This is a genomic window from Priestia endophytica, assembly GCF_026790145.1.
Taxonomy (GTDB): domain Bacteria; phylum Bacillota; class Bacilli; order Bacillales; family Bacillaceae_H; genus Bacillus_I; species Bacillus_I endophytica_A.
The window spans coordinates 128,680-144,097 of the sequence record NZ_JALAMS010000001.1 but is presented as its reverse complement, the minus strand read 5'-3'; the positions used below and the strand labels follow the sequence as shown (position 1 = coordinate 144,097).

Below are 15,418 nucleotides of genomic sequence, written 5' to 3'. Positions count from 1 at the left end.
CTTATTCTAAAAAGAAGGTCTGATGTAAAGAACAATCAAACCTTTTACTCTTTTCATTACTGTATTACTGTCGTAGTCATCTCAGTAAATACTTTTTCTAGCTTTTCAATGGCTTCGTCCAGTTCTTCTTTTGTGACAGTTAGTGGTGGAAGAAGTCTTAAAACCTGTGGTCCTGCAGGTAGAGCTAATAATCCACTTTCACGAAGCTTTGTTAAAAGCTCTCCTTGATTCACAGAAGTTTCAATTCCAATTAGAAACCCTTTTCCTCTCACTTCGCAAATTTCTTCAATATGTTGAAGCTTCTCAGCTAATTTTCCTGTAAAATAATCTACTTTTTTATTAACTTCTATTAAGAAACTCTCATCAAAAATCTCAGCCAAGACAGCTTTTGCAGCTGCCATTGCCAGTGGATTCCCCCCAAATGTTGTACCATGTGAACCAGCGGAAAAAGTATCACGGAGGAATCCTTTTCCAAGCATCGCCCCTACTGGAAACCCATTTCCAAGTCCTTTTGCAATTGTAATTACATCTGGTTCGATGTCATAATGCTGATAAGCAAATGGTTTTCCAGTTCTTCCGATACCTGTTTGCACTTCATCAACAATAAAAAGTGATCCGTTCTCTTTGCAAAGCTTTTGTACATTCTTTAAAAACTCAGCATTTGCAGCATGTACGCCTCCCTCTCCTTGCACAACTTCTAGCATAACAGCTGCAACATTCTCATTGATCTCACTTGCTAAAGCTTCGCTATCGTTATAAGGAAGGTAAACAAATTCTTGTAAAAGAGGGCCAAATCCTTCTTGAATTTTTCCTTGCCCTGTTGCACTCATTGTGGCAAATGTTCGACCGTGAAATGATTGCTTGAACGTAATCACTTTTGTTCGTCCAGTATACTTTCGTGCTAGCTTAATTGCAGCTTCATTTGCTTCTGCTCCACTGTTACAGAAAAAAGCAGCATCGCAGCAGCTATGAGCAACAAGCTGCTCTCCTACCTCTTCTTGAAGAGAAACCGGAAAAAGGTTGGAAACGTGCCAAACTTTTTCGAGTTGCTCTTCGATCGCTTTTTGCACAGAAGGTGGGCGATGGCCTAAGTTACAAACAGCAATTCCAGATATAAAGTCAAGATATGTTTTTCCATTTGTATCAGTTACTTTTGTTCCTTTTCCATGTGCAATTTCAAGCTCTAATCGATTATATGTTGGAAACAACGTGCTCATTATTACACTCCTTACTTTTTGTGTCATATTTTATAGATGTTCCAATTAATCCTTGTTCATTACAAAATGAAGATGTGCCGCTTGCAATATAAACATTATCTAATGATGATGACAAAGCACTTACAGCTGTTTTTACTTTCGGAATCATTCCTCCTGTAATCACTTGTTCATCGATAAGTCTTTCAACCTCTTTTACTGTTAACGTTTCTAGCAATTCTCCATCTTTTAAAACACCTTTTACATCTGTAATAAAAAGCAATCGCTCTGCTTTCAATCCTTTTGCAACAGCTCCTGCTGCAACATCTGCATTTACATTTAAAAGCTGACCATTCTCATCCATTCCGATTGATGAGATAACAGGAACATATCCCTGCTCTAGAAGACTATAAAGGAGGTTGCTCTCAACATGACTAACTTCTCCTACAAATCCTAGTTTTCCATCTTGAATTTGCCTTGCCTGTAGAATAGCTCCATCGCATCCAGAAAGACCGACTGCTTTGATTTTATTTTTAAACAGTTTTGTAACAAACGTTTTATTCACTTTTCCTCCGAGCACCATTTGAACAACGTTAAGTACCTCGTCAGACGTTTTTCTAAGCCCTTCTACAAATTCAGTTTGAATATTTAACCCGTTCAAAGTCTCGGCAATATCGGGTCCCCCACCATGGACAATTACAACATGATGATTTTGTTTTAGAACGCTAAGACTTTGAAAAAAATCGTCTGTTAGTTTATTAATGATGCTTCCTCCGCATTTTATAACAACAACTGATTTTTCTTCACGTTCTGTAGCTAGCATTGATTTTGACATAGTCATACGTTAAGTCACACCCCCATGCTTTTCCAGTTTCTTCTCCATTATGGAGATTCACATGAATGACAACAGTAGAATTCTCAAGGTATTTTGTTGCTTCTTCCTCATCAAAAGGTTGTGGTGTACTGTTTTCGAGCATTGTAATTGGTCCAAGTGCAATATGAACAGTTTCAGGGTTAAGGTCTGCACCAGAATAGCCTATTGCACAAAGAACTCGGCCCCAGTTTGCATCAGATCCAAATACAGCTGACTTTACAAGATTTGAACCAATAACAGATTTCGCCACTTTGTTTGCATCTTCTTTTGTAGCTGCTCCTGTAACATTTACTTCAATCAGTTTTGTTGCTCCTTCTCCATCTTTAGCAATCTGACGAGCAAGATCTTCACAAACAAGCTGAAGTGCGTTATAGAATGTTGACCATTCTTTATGTTCTGTTGTTAATGCTTCATTCCCCGCCATACCATTTGCCATTACAAGGACCATATCGTTTGTTGACGTATCTCCATCAACTGTAATTTGATTAAAACTGTTGTCTGTAATCGAACGAAGAGCACCTTGTAGAGATTCACTATCAATGTTTGCATCTGTTGTTACAAAGCCAAGCATTGTAGCCATATTTGGATGAATCATACCTGATCCTTTTGCAGCTCCGCCGATTGTCACTGTTTGCCCATCAATTTCAAACTGATAACAAGACTTTTTCATTATTGTATCTGTTGTTAGAATAGCCGTTTGAAAATCTTCCGCTCCGTTTACTCCGTGATTTGTTGTAACATCAAGAATGCCGTTTCGCACATTCTCCATCGGCAGCATTTCTCCGATTACTCCTGTCGAAGCAACAGCTACATAGTGCTCTGGAACAGAAAGCTTATGTGCTGTAAGCTGTCTCATTTCATACGCGTCTTTCAATCCTTGTTCACCAGTACAAGCATTTGCATTAGCACTATTAACAATAATCGCTTGTAAAAGCTGTTCCTCTGCAATACTTTCTCTCGTTACTTTTAACGGAGCTGCTTGAAATACATTTTGTGTATATACAGCTGCGCAGCTTGCTGGTTTCTCACTTACAACAACTCCAACATCTTTCTTTGCGTGACGAAGTCCTGCATGAACACCTCCGGCTGAAAAGCCTTTTGGAGATAAAAGCGAGCCCTCTTCTAATTTATAAATCTTCTGTTCTACCTGAACTTGTAGCAATGTTTTCTCCTCCTTGAATCCTTCTATTCTATTACGGGTACATAGGTAGAAAGCCTAAACCTGTCTCTGCTTTTAGCCCCATTAAAATATTTGCATTTTCAATTGCTTGCCCTGCAGCTCCTTTTACAAGGTTGTCAATGACTGAAACAATCGTTACCCTATTTGTTCTTTCATCGTAATCAATTCCAATGTCACAATAGTTTGATCCACTTACTTCTTTCGTTGCTGGGAACTCACCTAGAGGACGAACTCTTACAAACGTTGAACCTTCATATGCTTTTTTATACATCTCATAAAGCTCTTCACGAGTCATAGCGTCTTTTACCGTTGCATATATTGTCGACATAATTCCTCTTGTCATCGGGACAAGGTGCGGATTGAATGTGACGTGTCCAATATTGTCATCAAATCTGTGCAATGTTTGTTCAATCTCTGGAATATGCTGATGTTTATTCACTTTATATATTTTCATATTTTCATTAATTTCTGCGTAGTGAGCTGTTCGTGATAGCGAACGACCTGCTCCTGAAAGACCCGACTTTGCATCAATAATAATGGAATGAGGCTGAATTATTCGCTCTTTTACAACCGGAATGAGACCTAAAAGCGTTGCAGTTGGATAACACCCAGGGTTAGAAATAAAAGTACTCTCTTTCACTTCTTCCGAAAACCACTCTACAAGTCCATATGTCGCTTCATCTATGTATTTCTTAGGACCTGGTGTTTTCCCATACCACTTTTCATACATGCCTTCTTCTTTCAATCGAAAATCTCCTGATAAATCTACAACTCTGTTTCCAGCTTCGATAAGCTGTGGTACGAGCGTTGTTGAGATTCCTGATGGAGTAGCTGTAAATACAAGATCAACGCTTTTTGCCATCTCTTCGGGATCAATTTTTTCAAGCAACCAATTATAGTGGGCAAGGTGAGGGTATTCCTCTCGAACTTCTTTTTGTTCTTTTGAAGAAGAGTAAACAGCTTCTACTTGAAACACAGGGTGTCCTTCAAGTAAACGAATTAACTCAACGCCTCCATATCCTGTAGCACCAACAATGCCAACTTTCACTTTTTTCTGGTTTTCTTGAATTTCGCTATCCATTCTATATATGCTCCTTTGTTCGCATGCTCTGTTTCCTCTAAATTTATGTTAAAGAATAGAACACTTAGTTGAATTAATTGTTATTATAACTTTGCATAAAAATAAAGTCAATTGTATATTTAATTCATTTCGGAATACTTTTTCTTTTCATAATTCGTCTTAATACTAGAGTCTTAACTCATTTTTATTAAAAACCCTTTCACCTCCATGTATTTATATACCATCACCATTCAAAAAAGATAGCAAAAATTAAAATCACAAAAACAAAAAATCTATATTTTCGGAATTTTCGTTATCCTTTTATTCCTTCAACGTTCTATATACCAATTTTTAATATATGTTAAACCCTCTTTTTTCAGCACCTTGTTATTCTGAATGATTTAAACGTCATAAAAAAAGCGTGCCAAGCAAGTCTGGCACGTTTTGATTAATTCGTATCTTTAGTTAATAAAACATCTACTTTCTGACCCTTTTGAAATCCTTTTGTTCCTCCTGGAAGAATTGTTAAACCATTTGTAAAGGCAAGTGAAGATACAACATTCGATTTATCAAGACGAGCGGGATTTACAACAAATCCTTCTTTTGTGTATTCAATGCTTGTTCTCACAAAGCGAGTAAAAGGATTCGCCTTTAAAAAATCACTTCCAAGCGTTGCCTTAACAACACTGTGGTGAGGTTTTTTACTATGAAGAAACGATTTGATGATTGGATATGTAAAAAGCTCAAACCCAACGTAGCAAGCAGAAGGATTTCCAGATAAGCCAAAAAGAAGCTTACCATCAAGCTCTGCAACCGTTGTGACACTTCCTGGTCTCATGCCTACTTTGTTAAAGAGTACAGTTGCACCTAGTTTTTCATAAATAGCTGGCAGATAGTCAAAATCACCTACAGATACGCCTCCTGTTGTAATAAGAAAATCAACGGAGCTTATTGCTTCTTCTACTTCTCTATAGCATTTTTCGAAATCATCTTCCAATATTCCTAAATCTATTGCGATCCCACCGCTTTGTTCAATTTGAGCACACACCATTGGCGCATTGCTGTTTCGTATTTTTCCTGGTTCTAAATCTTGATCTACGCTCAAAAGTTCTGTACCTGTTGCAAACACTCCAACCCTTGGTTTTTGAACAACTTGCACTCGGGAATAACCAAACGTCGCTAAAAGAGCTACAGTGCCTGGATTAATTTTCGTTCCTTTTTCAACAAGCACTTCTCCCCTTTGTACATCTTCTCCTTTAAATGAAATATTATCTCCAGCTTCAAATGATCGTTTGATAGACATAAACGTTTGCTGTTCTTCCACATACGAATGAGTCAATTCAAGCATAACAACAGCATCTGCTCCCTCCGGCATTTGAGCTCCTGTCATAATGCGCACAGCATGAAATGGCTGAAGGGGAGCTGAAGCGACCTTTCCAGCTCCAATTGTTTCTACTACTTTAAATGAAACAGGATTTTCTCTTGTCGCATATTTACTATCTTCTGCACGGATTGCAAAGCCGTCGTACGGTGAGCGATCAAATGGCGGAACAGGATGCGTAGCAATGATGCTCTCTCCCAAATATCTTCCACATGCTTCTTCCAACAATACTTCCTCAACTTGTCCATGTTTTATATACTCCATCACTTTATGTACAGCTTCTTCAACTTTTACTGGTGTTCTTCTCTCAACCATTAATAAACTCCCCCCAATTATGTATAGAAAAAAATCCCACTAGTGTGTCAAACACCTAATGGGATTTCTTTTATTGTACGCCAAGCGCGATTTTTGCATAGCGAGTCATACGATCTTTTGACCACGGTGGATCGAAGACAATATTTACTTCAACGTCTTCTACTCCTTCGACAGCCCCAAGAGCTGTTTTCACTTGGTCTGAAAGCATACCTGCAAGTGGGCAGCCAATAGAGGTTAATGTCATTGTAACAAATACTGTACCTTTATCTTCTTCAACTCCATAAACTAAACCTAAGTTCACAATATCAACGCCTAACTCAGGATCAATTACGTTCTCAAGAGCTTCCATGATGACTTCTTCACGTTTTGCTTCCATTTTTTCTACCTCCTTAAAGTTCGCCTTTTACGGTCTTACTTTTTAGGCTTTTTATGTCCCCATTATAACGACAAATGAAGTCTATTGAAACCAATTACGCTCACAACAATTGAAAAAGCGTTAAATCCTTGTTAAAACGTTCATTTCGCCCACTGTTCTACATATACTTGTGGTACAGTAAAAAAGACAAGCTTTATAAGAAAGGAGCTCTTATGCCAGAAAAACATTTGATTGCTTTAGATCTTGATGGAACATTACTAACAGATAAAAAAGAAATTACCCCCTATACAAAAAGAGTCATTGCAAGCGCTAGGGAGCAAGGCCATATTGTAATGATTGCTACAGGACGCCCTTATCGTTCAAGCACGATGTATTACAAGGAATTAGACTTAACCACTCCTATCGTGAACTTTAATGGAGCACTTGTTCATCATCCACAAGACGGGACTTTTGGAACATATCATAGCCCAATGAACCACAAAACAATTCACGAAATTGTAGAAGCAATGGAACAGTACGAAGTCACTAATATTTTAGCTGAAGTTATGGACGACATGTACGTTCATTATGATGATAGACAATTAACAGATGTACTTGCACTTGGCCACCCTAAAGTGACAAGAGGCGACTTACGAAAGTTTCTCCGAGAAGATCCAACCTCTATTCTTATCCATGCAAATCAATCACAAGTAGATGATATTCGTTCACACCTTTCAGATGTTCATGCAGAAGTTATTGAGCATAGACGATGGGGAGCTCCTTTCCACATCATAGAAATTGTTAAGAAAGGAATCAATAAAGCTGTTGGCTTAAAAAGGGTTTCCGAACATTATAACATTCCTACACAGCATATTATTGCCTTTGGTGACGAAGATAATGACTTCGAAATGATAAAATTTGCAGGAGTTGGCGTTGCAATGGGTAATGCTATTCCTTCATTAAAAGAAATAGCTAACACTTCCACTTTAACAAATGAGGAAGAAGGCATTGCTCATTTCTTGATTGACCATTTAAAACTATAGTAGGCAAATTTTTTCCGTTATATTTTTCTCTCCCGAGCAAACAATAGAACTGACCCCAACCAATGTTGGGTCACTTACGGGTATACTTTTAAGGGGGAATGAAGAATGGGCAGAAGCAACAAATCAAAACGTTTTGTAAAACAAGGTGCAGACGCAGTAAGTAAACATGCTGAACGTATTCCTTATCACTTAACGCTAGAACAAGCTGAACAAGCACGTGCTCATTCCTCTTCAACAGGAGGACAACTGTAATGGAAAAGTCATTTTTAAGAAGTCTTATGGAAAGATTTATGCAACGTTCACATTCTGCAGATGGCAAAAAAGCTCAACAGCCAACACGCCGTCCTTCACAAGAAAGTATTGAGATGGCTGAAGAAATTCTCGGTCATCCGCACAAAGGTATTGATAATGTGGAGAAGAGCCATTTAAGTAACTTGCAGAAAAACTTCTCAGGGTCTCATTCTCAAAGCTCACGAGGCCATAACGGACAGTATGATATAACAAGTGAAACAGTCAATAAAGCTAAAGAAGGCGCTTCAAGTGTAGAACAAAAGCATTTAGACACTTTCTCACAGCAGTCACTACATGGAAGCAGTATGAAGAGTAATCAAAACTACAGTGAAGAAATTGCGAATGAGACTGTTTCAGGAGCAATGCAAAAGGCGAATGGTCAAGAAAAACAGGAGTTAGAAAATTTCTCTCGTCAGCTAAAAGATTCAAACAACAAGAAATAAAGATAAAAAAGCTGAGGTCATAAGACAATGACCTCAGCTTTTTTAATTGTCTCTTCTAAAAAAACCAAAAACCCCTGCTGTTTCAATAATATTTGTAAATGCCTCAGGATCGATCTCTTCAATGATTTTCTCTAAGTCATAAAGTTCATACCGTGTAATAACCATAATCATCATCTCTTTTTCTTTGTTTGTAAAAGCTCCTTTAGCAGGAACAGTTGTAATACCCCGCACCATTTTGGCATAGATAGCTTTTTTCAGATCCTCTGTTTTGGTCGTAATAATCATAGCTGTTAATTTTTCGTGTCTTGTATGAATGGCATCAATAACCCTTGTTGAAACATATAGCGTTACTAACGTATAAAGAGCCTTTTCCCAACCAAATAAAAGTCCAGCAGTTAAAATGATAATAGCATTCAAAATAAAAAAGTACGTGCCAATTGGTCTGTCTTTCATGCGAGATAAAATCATTGCCACAATATCAAGGCCTCCTGTAGATGCTCCCCACTTTAACGTAATTCCCATCCCAACTGCTGCAATGACTCCACCAAACACAGCATTTAGTAAAAGATCTTCTGAAACATTTAAGACAGGTACAATAGCAAGAAAGAATGTTGATCCTATAACGCTTATAAAACTGTATAAAGTAAATGACTTACCTACTTTTAACCACCCTAAGATAGCTACAGGTATGTTTAACAGTAATAAAAGAGTTCCTGTAGAAATATTAAATGCTGTAAATTCTGTTAAAATACTTGAAATAAGCTGAGCTGCCCCTGTAAAGCCACTTGCATACACATTAGCAGGAATCAGAAATAAATTTAACGAACATGCATTTAACAACGCTCCAATCAGTACAATGATAAGGCGCTGGATTTCAATCAGCATCATAAGATTCCTCTCTTTCAGTAGCAAAGTGATTTTTATGTCTTAATATCTAGTTAGAAAGATTTTTTCACAATAAACAAGGCTTTAGAAGCATTCCCTTTGTATCATTTATTGCGTAAAGACCTATGGATACTTTTCCATTTAATCTTTATAATAGAAATTCAAACAACACTTATTTTTATCGTAAAATAGAAACTTTTTATCTTAACTTTAGGAAGGTGAAATAATGGCTATCCAGCTTATTACAGATAGCGGGGCTGACTTATCTCAACAGACTTTATCTCAATATAATATAACCTCAATCCCACTCCGCGTTCATATTAACGGAGTGGACTATGAAGATTCTCAATCGCTCTATCCAGAAGAGCTTTATGAACATATTCGACTTGGTGATGAAGCGAAAACATCACAACCATCGCCAACAAGGCTTTATGAAATATTAGAACCTCTTGCTAAAAAAGGCGACCCTATGCTTTATATTGCTTTTTCATCAGCACTTTCAGGTACATACCAAACCGCACTCAGCGTGCGTGAGGAACTTTTAACTACATATCCAAACATTGAATTTGAAATTATTGACTCCAAATGTGCATCCCTTGGTCAAGGTCTTGCTGTTTATTATACCGCTCAACAAATTTTACAATCCAAATCCTTTGAAGAAGTTATTGAACAAGCAAAATTTTATTGCAAAAATATTGAACATATCTTTACAGTTGATGATCTTGCCTTACTAGCTAAAGGAGGGCGCGTTAGTAAAACAGCCGCTTTTGTAGGCGGATTGCTAAATATTAAGCCTCTTCTTCATGTTGAAGACGGAAAACTTATTCCTCTTGAAAAAATTCGCGGTCGAAAAAAGGTTTTTCGACGCATGGTTGAACATATGAAACATCGTGCCCCTACCTTATCAAATCAAACAATTGCGATTAGTCATGGTGACGATGAGCACGCTGCAATTGAACTAAAAGAAATGATTGTACAAGAATTTGGCCCTCAATCTTTTATGATTGAAATTATCGGGGCTGTAATTGGTTCTCATGCTGGCCCAGGTGCTCTTGCTCTTTTCTTTGTAAATGAAGCGAAAGCAACGGATAAAAGAAAACATCCTGAGTTATCCTAATACCTGTAGTACTACTATAGAAATGCTTTAAGGATGAAAGGAGCTGTTTTCATTGTCTAAAACAAGTGATAACGATAAAAAAGCAAGAGACCATAATGCTGAGCTTCACGAAAAAAACCTTCTCCGTGAGCGTAATCGCAAGCTTGGAAAACATGCAGAATCAAAGAAACCTGACCACCTTTAAGATTCGTTTTTATTTTCCATAAAGTGGAATTATCATAGCTTTTTATAACGAATTTAAGGGTAGTCTGTCAACAAGATGAATCATAACGACTAAAAAACTTTGCTTCTAAAAGCAAAGTTTTTTAGGTTTAGGATTGTCTCTATCCTTTATTTTTTCTATAATAAACCCAATTAGACTTGCTCAAAAAGCAAAAAAGATGGTGGAGGTTATTATGGCTAAAGAAAATTCTTTTGATGTTGTATCACAAGTAGATTTGAGTGAAGTAACAAATGCAATCAACATTGCGCTAAAAGAAATTAAAAATCGCTATGACTTTAAAGGCAGCAAAAGCGATATCTCTCTTGATGGGGAGGAACTTATCTTAATTTCAGACGATGATTTTAAACTTGATCAGCTAAAAGACGTGCTAATTACTAAACTAATTAAACGAAATGTCCCAACTCGAAATATCTCTTATGGCAAAGTTGAAAATGCCTCAGGAGGAACAGTTCGTCAGCGCGCAACACTTGTCCAAGGCATTGATAAAGATAATGCTAAAAAGATTAATACAATTGTAAAAAATTCAAAGCTTAAAATAAAAAGTCAAGTACAAGATGATCAAGTACGTATTAGTGGGAAAAGTCGCGATGATCTTCAACAAATTATGAACGCTATTCGTGAAGCTGAGTTACCTATCGATGTTCAATTTATCAACTTTCGTTAAGAGTCCTTTTAAGGGCTCTTTTTTGTATAGCAAGGAAAAAATAAGCTCAAACTAAAGTAAAACTTACAAGGAGCTCTGTCATGACGAATGAAAAAAAGACTTTTCCCCCTCAGCACCAGCAGTATCAACCAGGTATTGAAAATGAAATGAACCCACTTCCTGTTTCCATTGATCCAAACTATAAGCCCTCTGATAAATTAGCCGGAAAAGTTGCAGTTGTTACCGGTGGAGATAGCGGAATCGGTCGAGCTGTTTCTTATCATTACGCTTTAGAAGGAGCTAAAGTTGTTATTGTATATTTAAGTGAAACAGAAGATGGAGAGGAAACGAAGAAAAGAATTGAAGAAATGAACGGCGATTGTTTACTTCTTCAAGGAGATGTTGGAGACGAATCATTTTGTAAAACTGTTATAGATGAGACAATGAAAAAGTATGGAAAAATCGATATTCTTGTTAATAATGCTGCTGAACAGCATCCACAAAAAAGCTTGCTTGATATTACAAAAGAACAGCTTCATAGAACATTCACAACAAACATTTTTTCTTTTTTCTATCTAACAAAAGAAGCTCTCCCACATTTTAAAAAAGGCAGCACGATTATTAACACAGCTTCTGTTACAGCCTACAAGGGACACGAAACCCTTATTGACTATTCTTCAACAAAGGGAGCTATCGTTTCGTTTACTCGTTCTTTAGCTGCTTCTCTTGTTGGACAAGGAATACGGGTAAATGGCGTTGCTCCAGGACCTATTTGGACCCCTCTTATTCCCTCCACCTTTGATAGCAAGCAAGTTGAAACATTTGGCTCTAACACTCCAATGGAACGAGCTGGTCAACCATCTGAGGTTGCTCCAAGCTACGTCTTTCTTGCGAGTGACAGCTCTTCTTATATGACAGGCCAAATGCTCCATATAAATGGCGGAACCCCTGTAAATGGGTAATAAAAAGGCATAGCGTTCTCGCTATGCCTTCTTTTAACGTGTAACTTTTATTTTCATTTTACGTTCGAGTTTTCCTAGTACAATATCAACTATGACAGCTACAATACAAGCCGGAATTGCTCCTGCATAAATACGAATAGTATTACGGGAGTTAATCCCTGAGAAGATTTCTCTTCCAAGCCCGTCTCCACCAACAATTGGAGCAAGTGTAGCAACACCGACAGCAATAACTGCTGCAATACGCAACCCAGCCATAATAAACGGCATTGAAAGAGGAAGCTGTACTTTTGTTAGAATCTGAAAGTACGTCATTCCAATTCCATGACCTGCTTCAACTGTTGTTTTATCAACTTCTTCAAGCCCAACATACGTATTTCTAATAATAGGAAGAAGTGAATACAAGAAAAGTCCGATAACAACGGTGTAAAATCCTAGTCCAAAATAGAGCATTAAAACAGCTAATAAAGCTAAGCTTGGAATAACTTGAACAACGTTGGCAAGCGTCAAAATAATAGGAGCTACCCTTTTATACCTAGAACAAATAATGCCAAGGAGCGTCCCGACAATAAGAGCAAGGCCAACGGCAATAATGACCATTAGAAGATGTTCTCCTGTATACAAAAGCAGTAAATCAATATTATCTGCCCAATATCCAAAAAGTTCTTTAATAAAATTCATTGTCTCACTCCGATTTATCCCCGAGTAAACCTCTCTCGGTTAGAAATTCTTTTGCCACATCACGCTCACTTCGATTTTTAATATCCACTTCATAGCTTAATTTTGTAATCGTTTCGGCATCAATTTTTCCTGTTAGCTCATCGATAATTCCTTCAACTTCTGGATGCTCTTTTAAAATGGCGTTACGAGCAACTATTGAAGCATCATAAGGTGGGAAAAATCTTTTGTCATCTTTTAAAACTTTTAGATCGTATTCAATAATGCGTGGATCTGTTGAATATGCCACAACAACATCCACATCTTTTGTCCCTACAGCTTGATACAATAAATTGATATCCATTGCGTATAAATTAGGGAATTTTAAACCGTAATATTTAGAAAAAGGGCGATATCCGTCTTCTGTTCTTTCCTTCCAACTTGAATCAATACCAAGCTTCATGCTATCTTGATATGGTTCTAGATCAGAAATGGTTTTCAGGTTCTTCTCATCTGCCTCCTCTTTGCGAACAGTGACGGCATATGTATTTTCCCAACCTAATGGATCAAACCATTTAAAATCGTAATATTTATTAAAACCTTCTTTTGCAATCTTTAATACTTCATCACGATCTTTTGTTGATTCTACCGGAAAGAAATTATTGAAAACAACGCCTGAATACATTAAAGACATATCAATATCTCCACGATCCATTGCTTTTAAAATCATTGGTGTTGAAAGCAAATCTGGAATAACGTCTACTTCAATATCTGTTCTATCTTCGATAAGCTGTTTATAAATTTGAGCAACAATCTTTGTTTCTGTAAACGTTGCTGCTCCAATCTTAATCGTATCTTTTGAACTACAAGATGATAAAAATAAAAGCGAAACAACACAAATGATTGTTAGTTTACTTAATATCCTCATAATATCCTCCTTGACTGTTGAGATGAACGAATCCAAATTGTTTAGGCTCTTTGTGTTTTCTTCACAAGGAAATTTAGTAGAAAATCTACAACAAGGGCGAGGATAACTGAGCTTATTGTACCTGTAAAAATTAAAAAGTTGTTGTTGGTACTCATTCCTGAAACAATTAAATCCCCTAAACCACCTGCTCCAATAAGTGCAGCGAGCGTTGTCCAGCTAATAATATATACAGTTGTAAGACGCACGCCCGACAAGATGTATGGAAGAGATAAAGGCAGTTCCACTTTAAAGAGTCTTTGCATTGAACTAAACCCCATCCCCCTGGCGGATTCAATTAAACTTTGATCAACTTCCTTAATTCCTGAGTATGTATTCCGTAATAGCGGGAGAATAGAATAAAGAAAAAGCGCAAAGACAGCCGGATACATACCAACTCCAAAAAGAGGAATTAACATGGCAAGCAAGGCAATGGTTGGAACCGTTTGAAAAATGTTTGCAAGTCCGAACGTTAATGAATTAATAACTCCCTCTTTTATACGTGTTAACAAAATAGCAACAGTAATAGAAAGAATACAGCCCGTAAGAACGGCTAATACAACAATTAAAAGATGCTCTCCTAACCGACTCAAAACTTCTGGATACCTAGATTGTAAAAACACTCCATATTCTTTTAGCGTATCCATCTATATAGCCTCATCTTCAGCAGAATATGCAGATGCCATCAGTTTTACCATACTTCCTCTTGTGATAACACCGACGAATTTTTCATCTTCTGTTACAACAGGAACATAAGGCAAATTATGCTCGCTCATATAGTCAAGTGCAACAGTAAATGGAGTGTTTTTATGAACAACATAAGTAAAAGGTTCCATCGCATCCTTTAGAGTTTTTGTTTCATCTCGATACTGTTTTAAAATATTCAAAATAGGAGCATAGCCAAGTAATTTTTTGCGATTATCAACAACAATTAACGTATCTACTTTTCTCTGCTCCATTAGCTTTAGTGAAGAAGCAAGCCCTCTCTCAGGATAGGCTGTTACTGGTTTTGGAATCATTACTTCTTCAACTGTTGGAAGTTCATCTCCTTCAAAGTCAAAAGATGAGTCTCCTCCATTTCCTTTTAATCGCTTCTCACCAATGAATTCTTTCACGAAGTCATTCGCAGGGTGACGCAAAATTTCATCTGGGGAGCCAACTTGAACAACTTCTCCATCTTTCATTAGCACAATATTGTCCGCAATTTTAATCGCTTCATCCATATCATGAGTAACAAATACAATCGTCTTTTTTATATTTTCTTGAAGGTTTGAAAGCTCATCTTGGAGCTGCTCACGACTAATTGGATCAAGAGCACTGAATGGTTCATCCATTAAAATGATATCAGGTTCTGCGGCAAGAGCTCTAACAACCCCAACACGTTGCTGCTGGCCTCCGCTTAGTTCATTTGGATAACGGTCTCGATATGTATGTGGATCTAAGTTAACGAGTGAAAGAAGTTCATCTACTTTCGTTGAGATTTTATCTTCATCCCATTTTAATAAGCGAGGAACAATAGCTACATTATCTGCTATTGTCATATGAGGAAATAAGCCGATGCTCTGAATAACATAGCCAATCTTACGGCGCAATTGAACTGGGTTCACTTGTGAAATATCCTCGTCATCAATATAAATTTTCCCTTCTGATGGAGTGATTAATCTGTTAATATGCTTCATTGTAGTTGACTTACCACACCCGCTCGGGCCAATAATCACGTGAATTTTCCCACTTTCAAGCGTTAGGTTTACATCCTTTAGGGCTTGAAATCCATCATTGTACCTTTTAAATACTTTTTCTAGTCGAATCATTGATTGTCATCACCTCTTGGATTT

At 37.2% G+C, this 15,418-nt stretch carries 18 protein-coding genes; 7 read left to right on the top strand and 11 right to left on the bottom strand.

From position 1 onward, the window contains the following. Positions 1-56 precede the first annotated feature (56 nt). The 6 genes from MOC86_RS00790 to MOC86_RS00765 all read right to left on the bottom strand — a co-directional run bounded on the left by MOC86_RS00790 (position 57) and on the right by MOC86_RS00765 (position 6,379). Entirely contained in the window at positions 57-1,217 is a 1,161-nt protein-coding gene (locus MOC86_RS00790) for an acetylornithine transaminase (protein WP_326847695.1), read from the bottom strand. Next, a complete protein-coding gene (argB, locus tag MOC86_RS00785; RefSeq protein WP_268582331.1) occupies positions 1,192-2,034 on the bottom strand; it encodes an acetylglutamate kinase in 843 nt (280 codons plus the stop codon). Before argB ends, MOC86_RS00790 begins: the two co-directional genes overlap by 26 nt. Beyond that, entirely contained in the window at positions 1,997-3,229 is a 1,233-nt protein-coding gene (gene argJ, locus MOC86_RS00780) for a bifunctional ornithine acetyltransferase/N-acetylglutamate synthase (protein WP_268582330.1), read from the bottom strand. The genes argB and argJ overlap by 38 nt, the downstream gene beginning before the upstream one ends. Positions 3,230-3,260: 31 nt before the next feature. Next, positions 3,261-4,328: an N-acetyl-gamma-glutamyl-phosphate reductase gene (gene argC, locus MOC86_RS00775; RefSeq protein WP_268582329.1), complete on the bottom strand. Its 1,068-nt coding sequence runs from the start codon at positions 4,326-4,328 to the stop codon at positions 3,261-3,263. Positions 4,329-4,755: 427 nt separating this feature from the next. Continuing rightward, positions 4,756-6,003, bottom strand: coding sequence for a gephyrin-like molybdotransferase Glp (glp, locus tag MOC86_RS00770; RefSeq protein ID WP_268582328.1), 1,248 nt, complete (start codon positions 6,001-6,003; stop codon positions 4,756-4,758). 70 nt (positions 6,004-6,073) lie between these two features. Continuing rightward, complete coding sequence (locus tag MOC86_RS00765; RefSeq protein WP_019393860.1) at positions 6,074-6,379, bottom strand: metal-sulfur cluster assembly factor; 306 nt, start codon at positions 6,377-6,379, stop codon at positions 6,074-6,076. 212 nt (positions 6,380-6,591) lie between these two features. On the opposite strand from MOC86_RS00765, the gene MOC86_RS00760 reads away from it, so the two are divergent. The 3 genes from MOC86_RS00760 (at position 6,592) to MOC86_RS00750 (ending at position 8,135) form a co-directional block, all read left to right on the top strand. Beyond that, a complete protein-coding gene (locus tag MOC86_RS00760; RefSeq protein WP_268582327.1) occupies positions 6,592-7,401 on the top strand; it encodes a Cof-type HAD-IIB family hydrolase in 810 nt (269 codons plus the stop codon). 105 nt (positions 7,402-7,506) lie between these two features. After that, positions 7,507-7,653, top strand: a complete 147-nt coding sequence (locus tag MOC86_RS00755) for a hypothetical protein (protein WP_019393862.1) — start codon at positions 7,507-7,509, stop codon at positions 7,651-7,653. Continuing rightward, entirely contained in the window at positions 7,653-8,135 is a 483-nt protein-coding gene (locus MOC86_RS00750) for a hypothetical protein (RefSeq protein ID WP_268582326.1), read from the top strand. Before MOC86_RS00755 ends, MOC86_RS00750 begins: the two co-directional genes overlap by 1 nt. Before the next feature lie 42 nt (positions 8,136-8,177). Here the strand turns inward: MOC86_RS00750 and MOC86_RS00745 are convergent, their stop codons facing one another. Continuing rightward, entirely contained in the window at positions 8,178-9,023 is an 846-nt protein-coding gene (locus MOC86_RS00745; RefSeq protein WP_268582325.1) for a YitT family protein, read from the bottom strand. A gap of 223 nt (positions 9,024-9,246) precedes the next feature. Here MOC86_RS00745 and MOC86_RS00740 point away from each other — a divergent pair, with 223 nt between their 5' ends. The 4 genes from MOC86_RS00740 to MOC86_RS00725 all read left to right on the top strand — a co-directional run bounded on the left by MOC86_RS00740 (position 9,247) and on the right by MOC86_RS00725 (position 11,965). Further along, on the top strand, positions 9,247-10,137 hold the full coding sequence (locus MOC86_RS00740; protein ID WP_268582324.1) for a DegV family protein: 891 nt from the start codon (positions 9,247-9,249) through the stop codon (positions 10,135-10,137). A gap of 52 nt (positions 10,138-10,189) precedes the next feature. Continuing rightward, entirely contained in the window at positions 10,190-10,321 is a 132-nt protein-coding gene (locus MOC86_RS00735) for a DUF3941 domain-containing protein (protein ID WP_019393866.1), read from the top strand. 211 nt (positions 10,322-10,532) lie between these two features. After that, on the top strand, positions 10,533-11,024 hold the full coding sequence (locus MOC86_RS00730) for a YajQ family cyclic di-GMP-binding protein (protein WP_124050044.1): 492 nt from the start codon (positions 10,533-10,535) through the stop codon (positions 11,022-11,024). 80 nt (positions 11,025-11,104) lie between these two features. Further along, positions 11,105-11,965, top strand: a complete 861-nt coding sequence (locus tag MOC86_RS00725) for an SDR family oxidoreductase (RefSeq protein WP_268582323.1) — start codon at positions 11,105-11,107, stop codon at positions 11,963-11,965. Between the two features lie 33 nt (positions 11,966-11,998). On the opposite strand, the gene MOC86_RS00720 is transcribed toward MOC86_RS00725, so the two are convergent. The 4 genes from MOC86_RS00720 to MOC86_RS00705 are packed head-to-tail and all read right to left on the bottom strand — an operon-like array spanning position 11,999 to position 15,394. Next, positions 11,999-12,643 (bottom strand): ABC transporter permease, encoded by a 645-nt coding sequence (locus MOC86_RS00720; protein ID WP_268582322.1) that lies wholly within the window; start codon positions 12,641-12,643, stop codon positions 11,999-12,001. A 4-nt stretch (positions 12,644-12,647) separates the two neighbouring features. Beyond that, a complete protein-coding gene (locus MOC86_RS00715; RefSeq protein WP_268582321.1) occupies positions 12,648-13,547 on the bottom strand; it encodes a glycine betaine ABC transporter substrate-binding protein in 900 nt (299 codons plus the stop codon). A gap of 41 nt (positions 13,548-13,588) precedes the next feature. Next, on the bottom strand, positions 13,589-14,230 hold the full coding sequence (locus tag MOC86_RS00710; protein WP_268582320.1) for an ABC transporter permease: 642 nt from the start codon (positions 14,228-14,230) through the stop codon (positions 13,589-13,591). Continuing rightward, positions 14,231-15,394, bottom strand: coding sequence for an ABC transporter ATP-binding protein (locus MOC86_RS00705; protein ID WP_268582319.1), 1,164 nt, complete (start codon positions 15,392-15,394; stop codon positions 14,231-14,233). Positions 15,395-15,418: the final 24 nt, after the last annotated feature.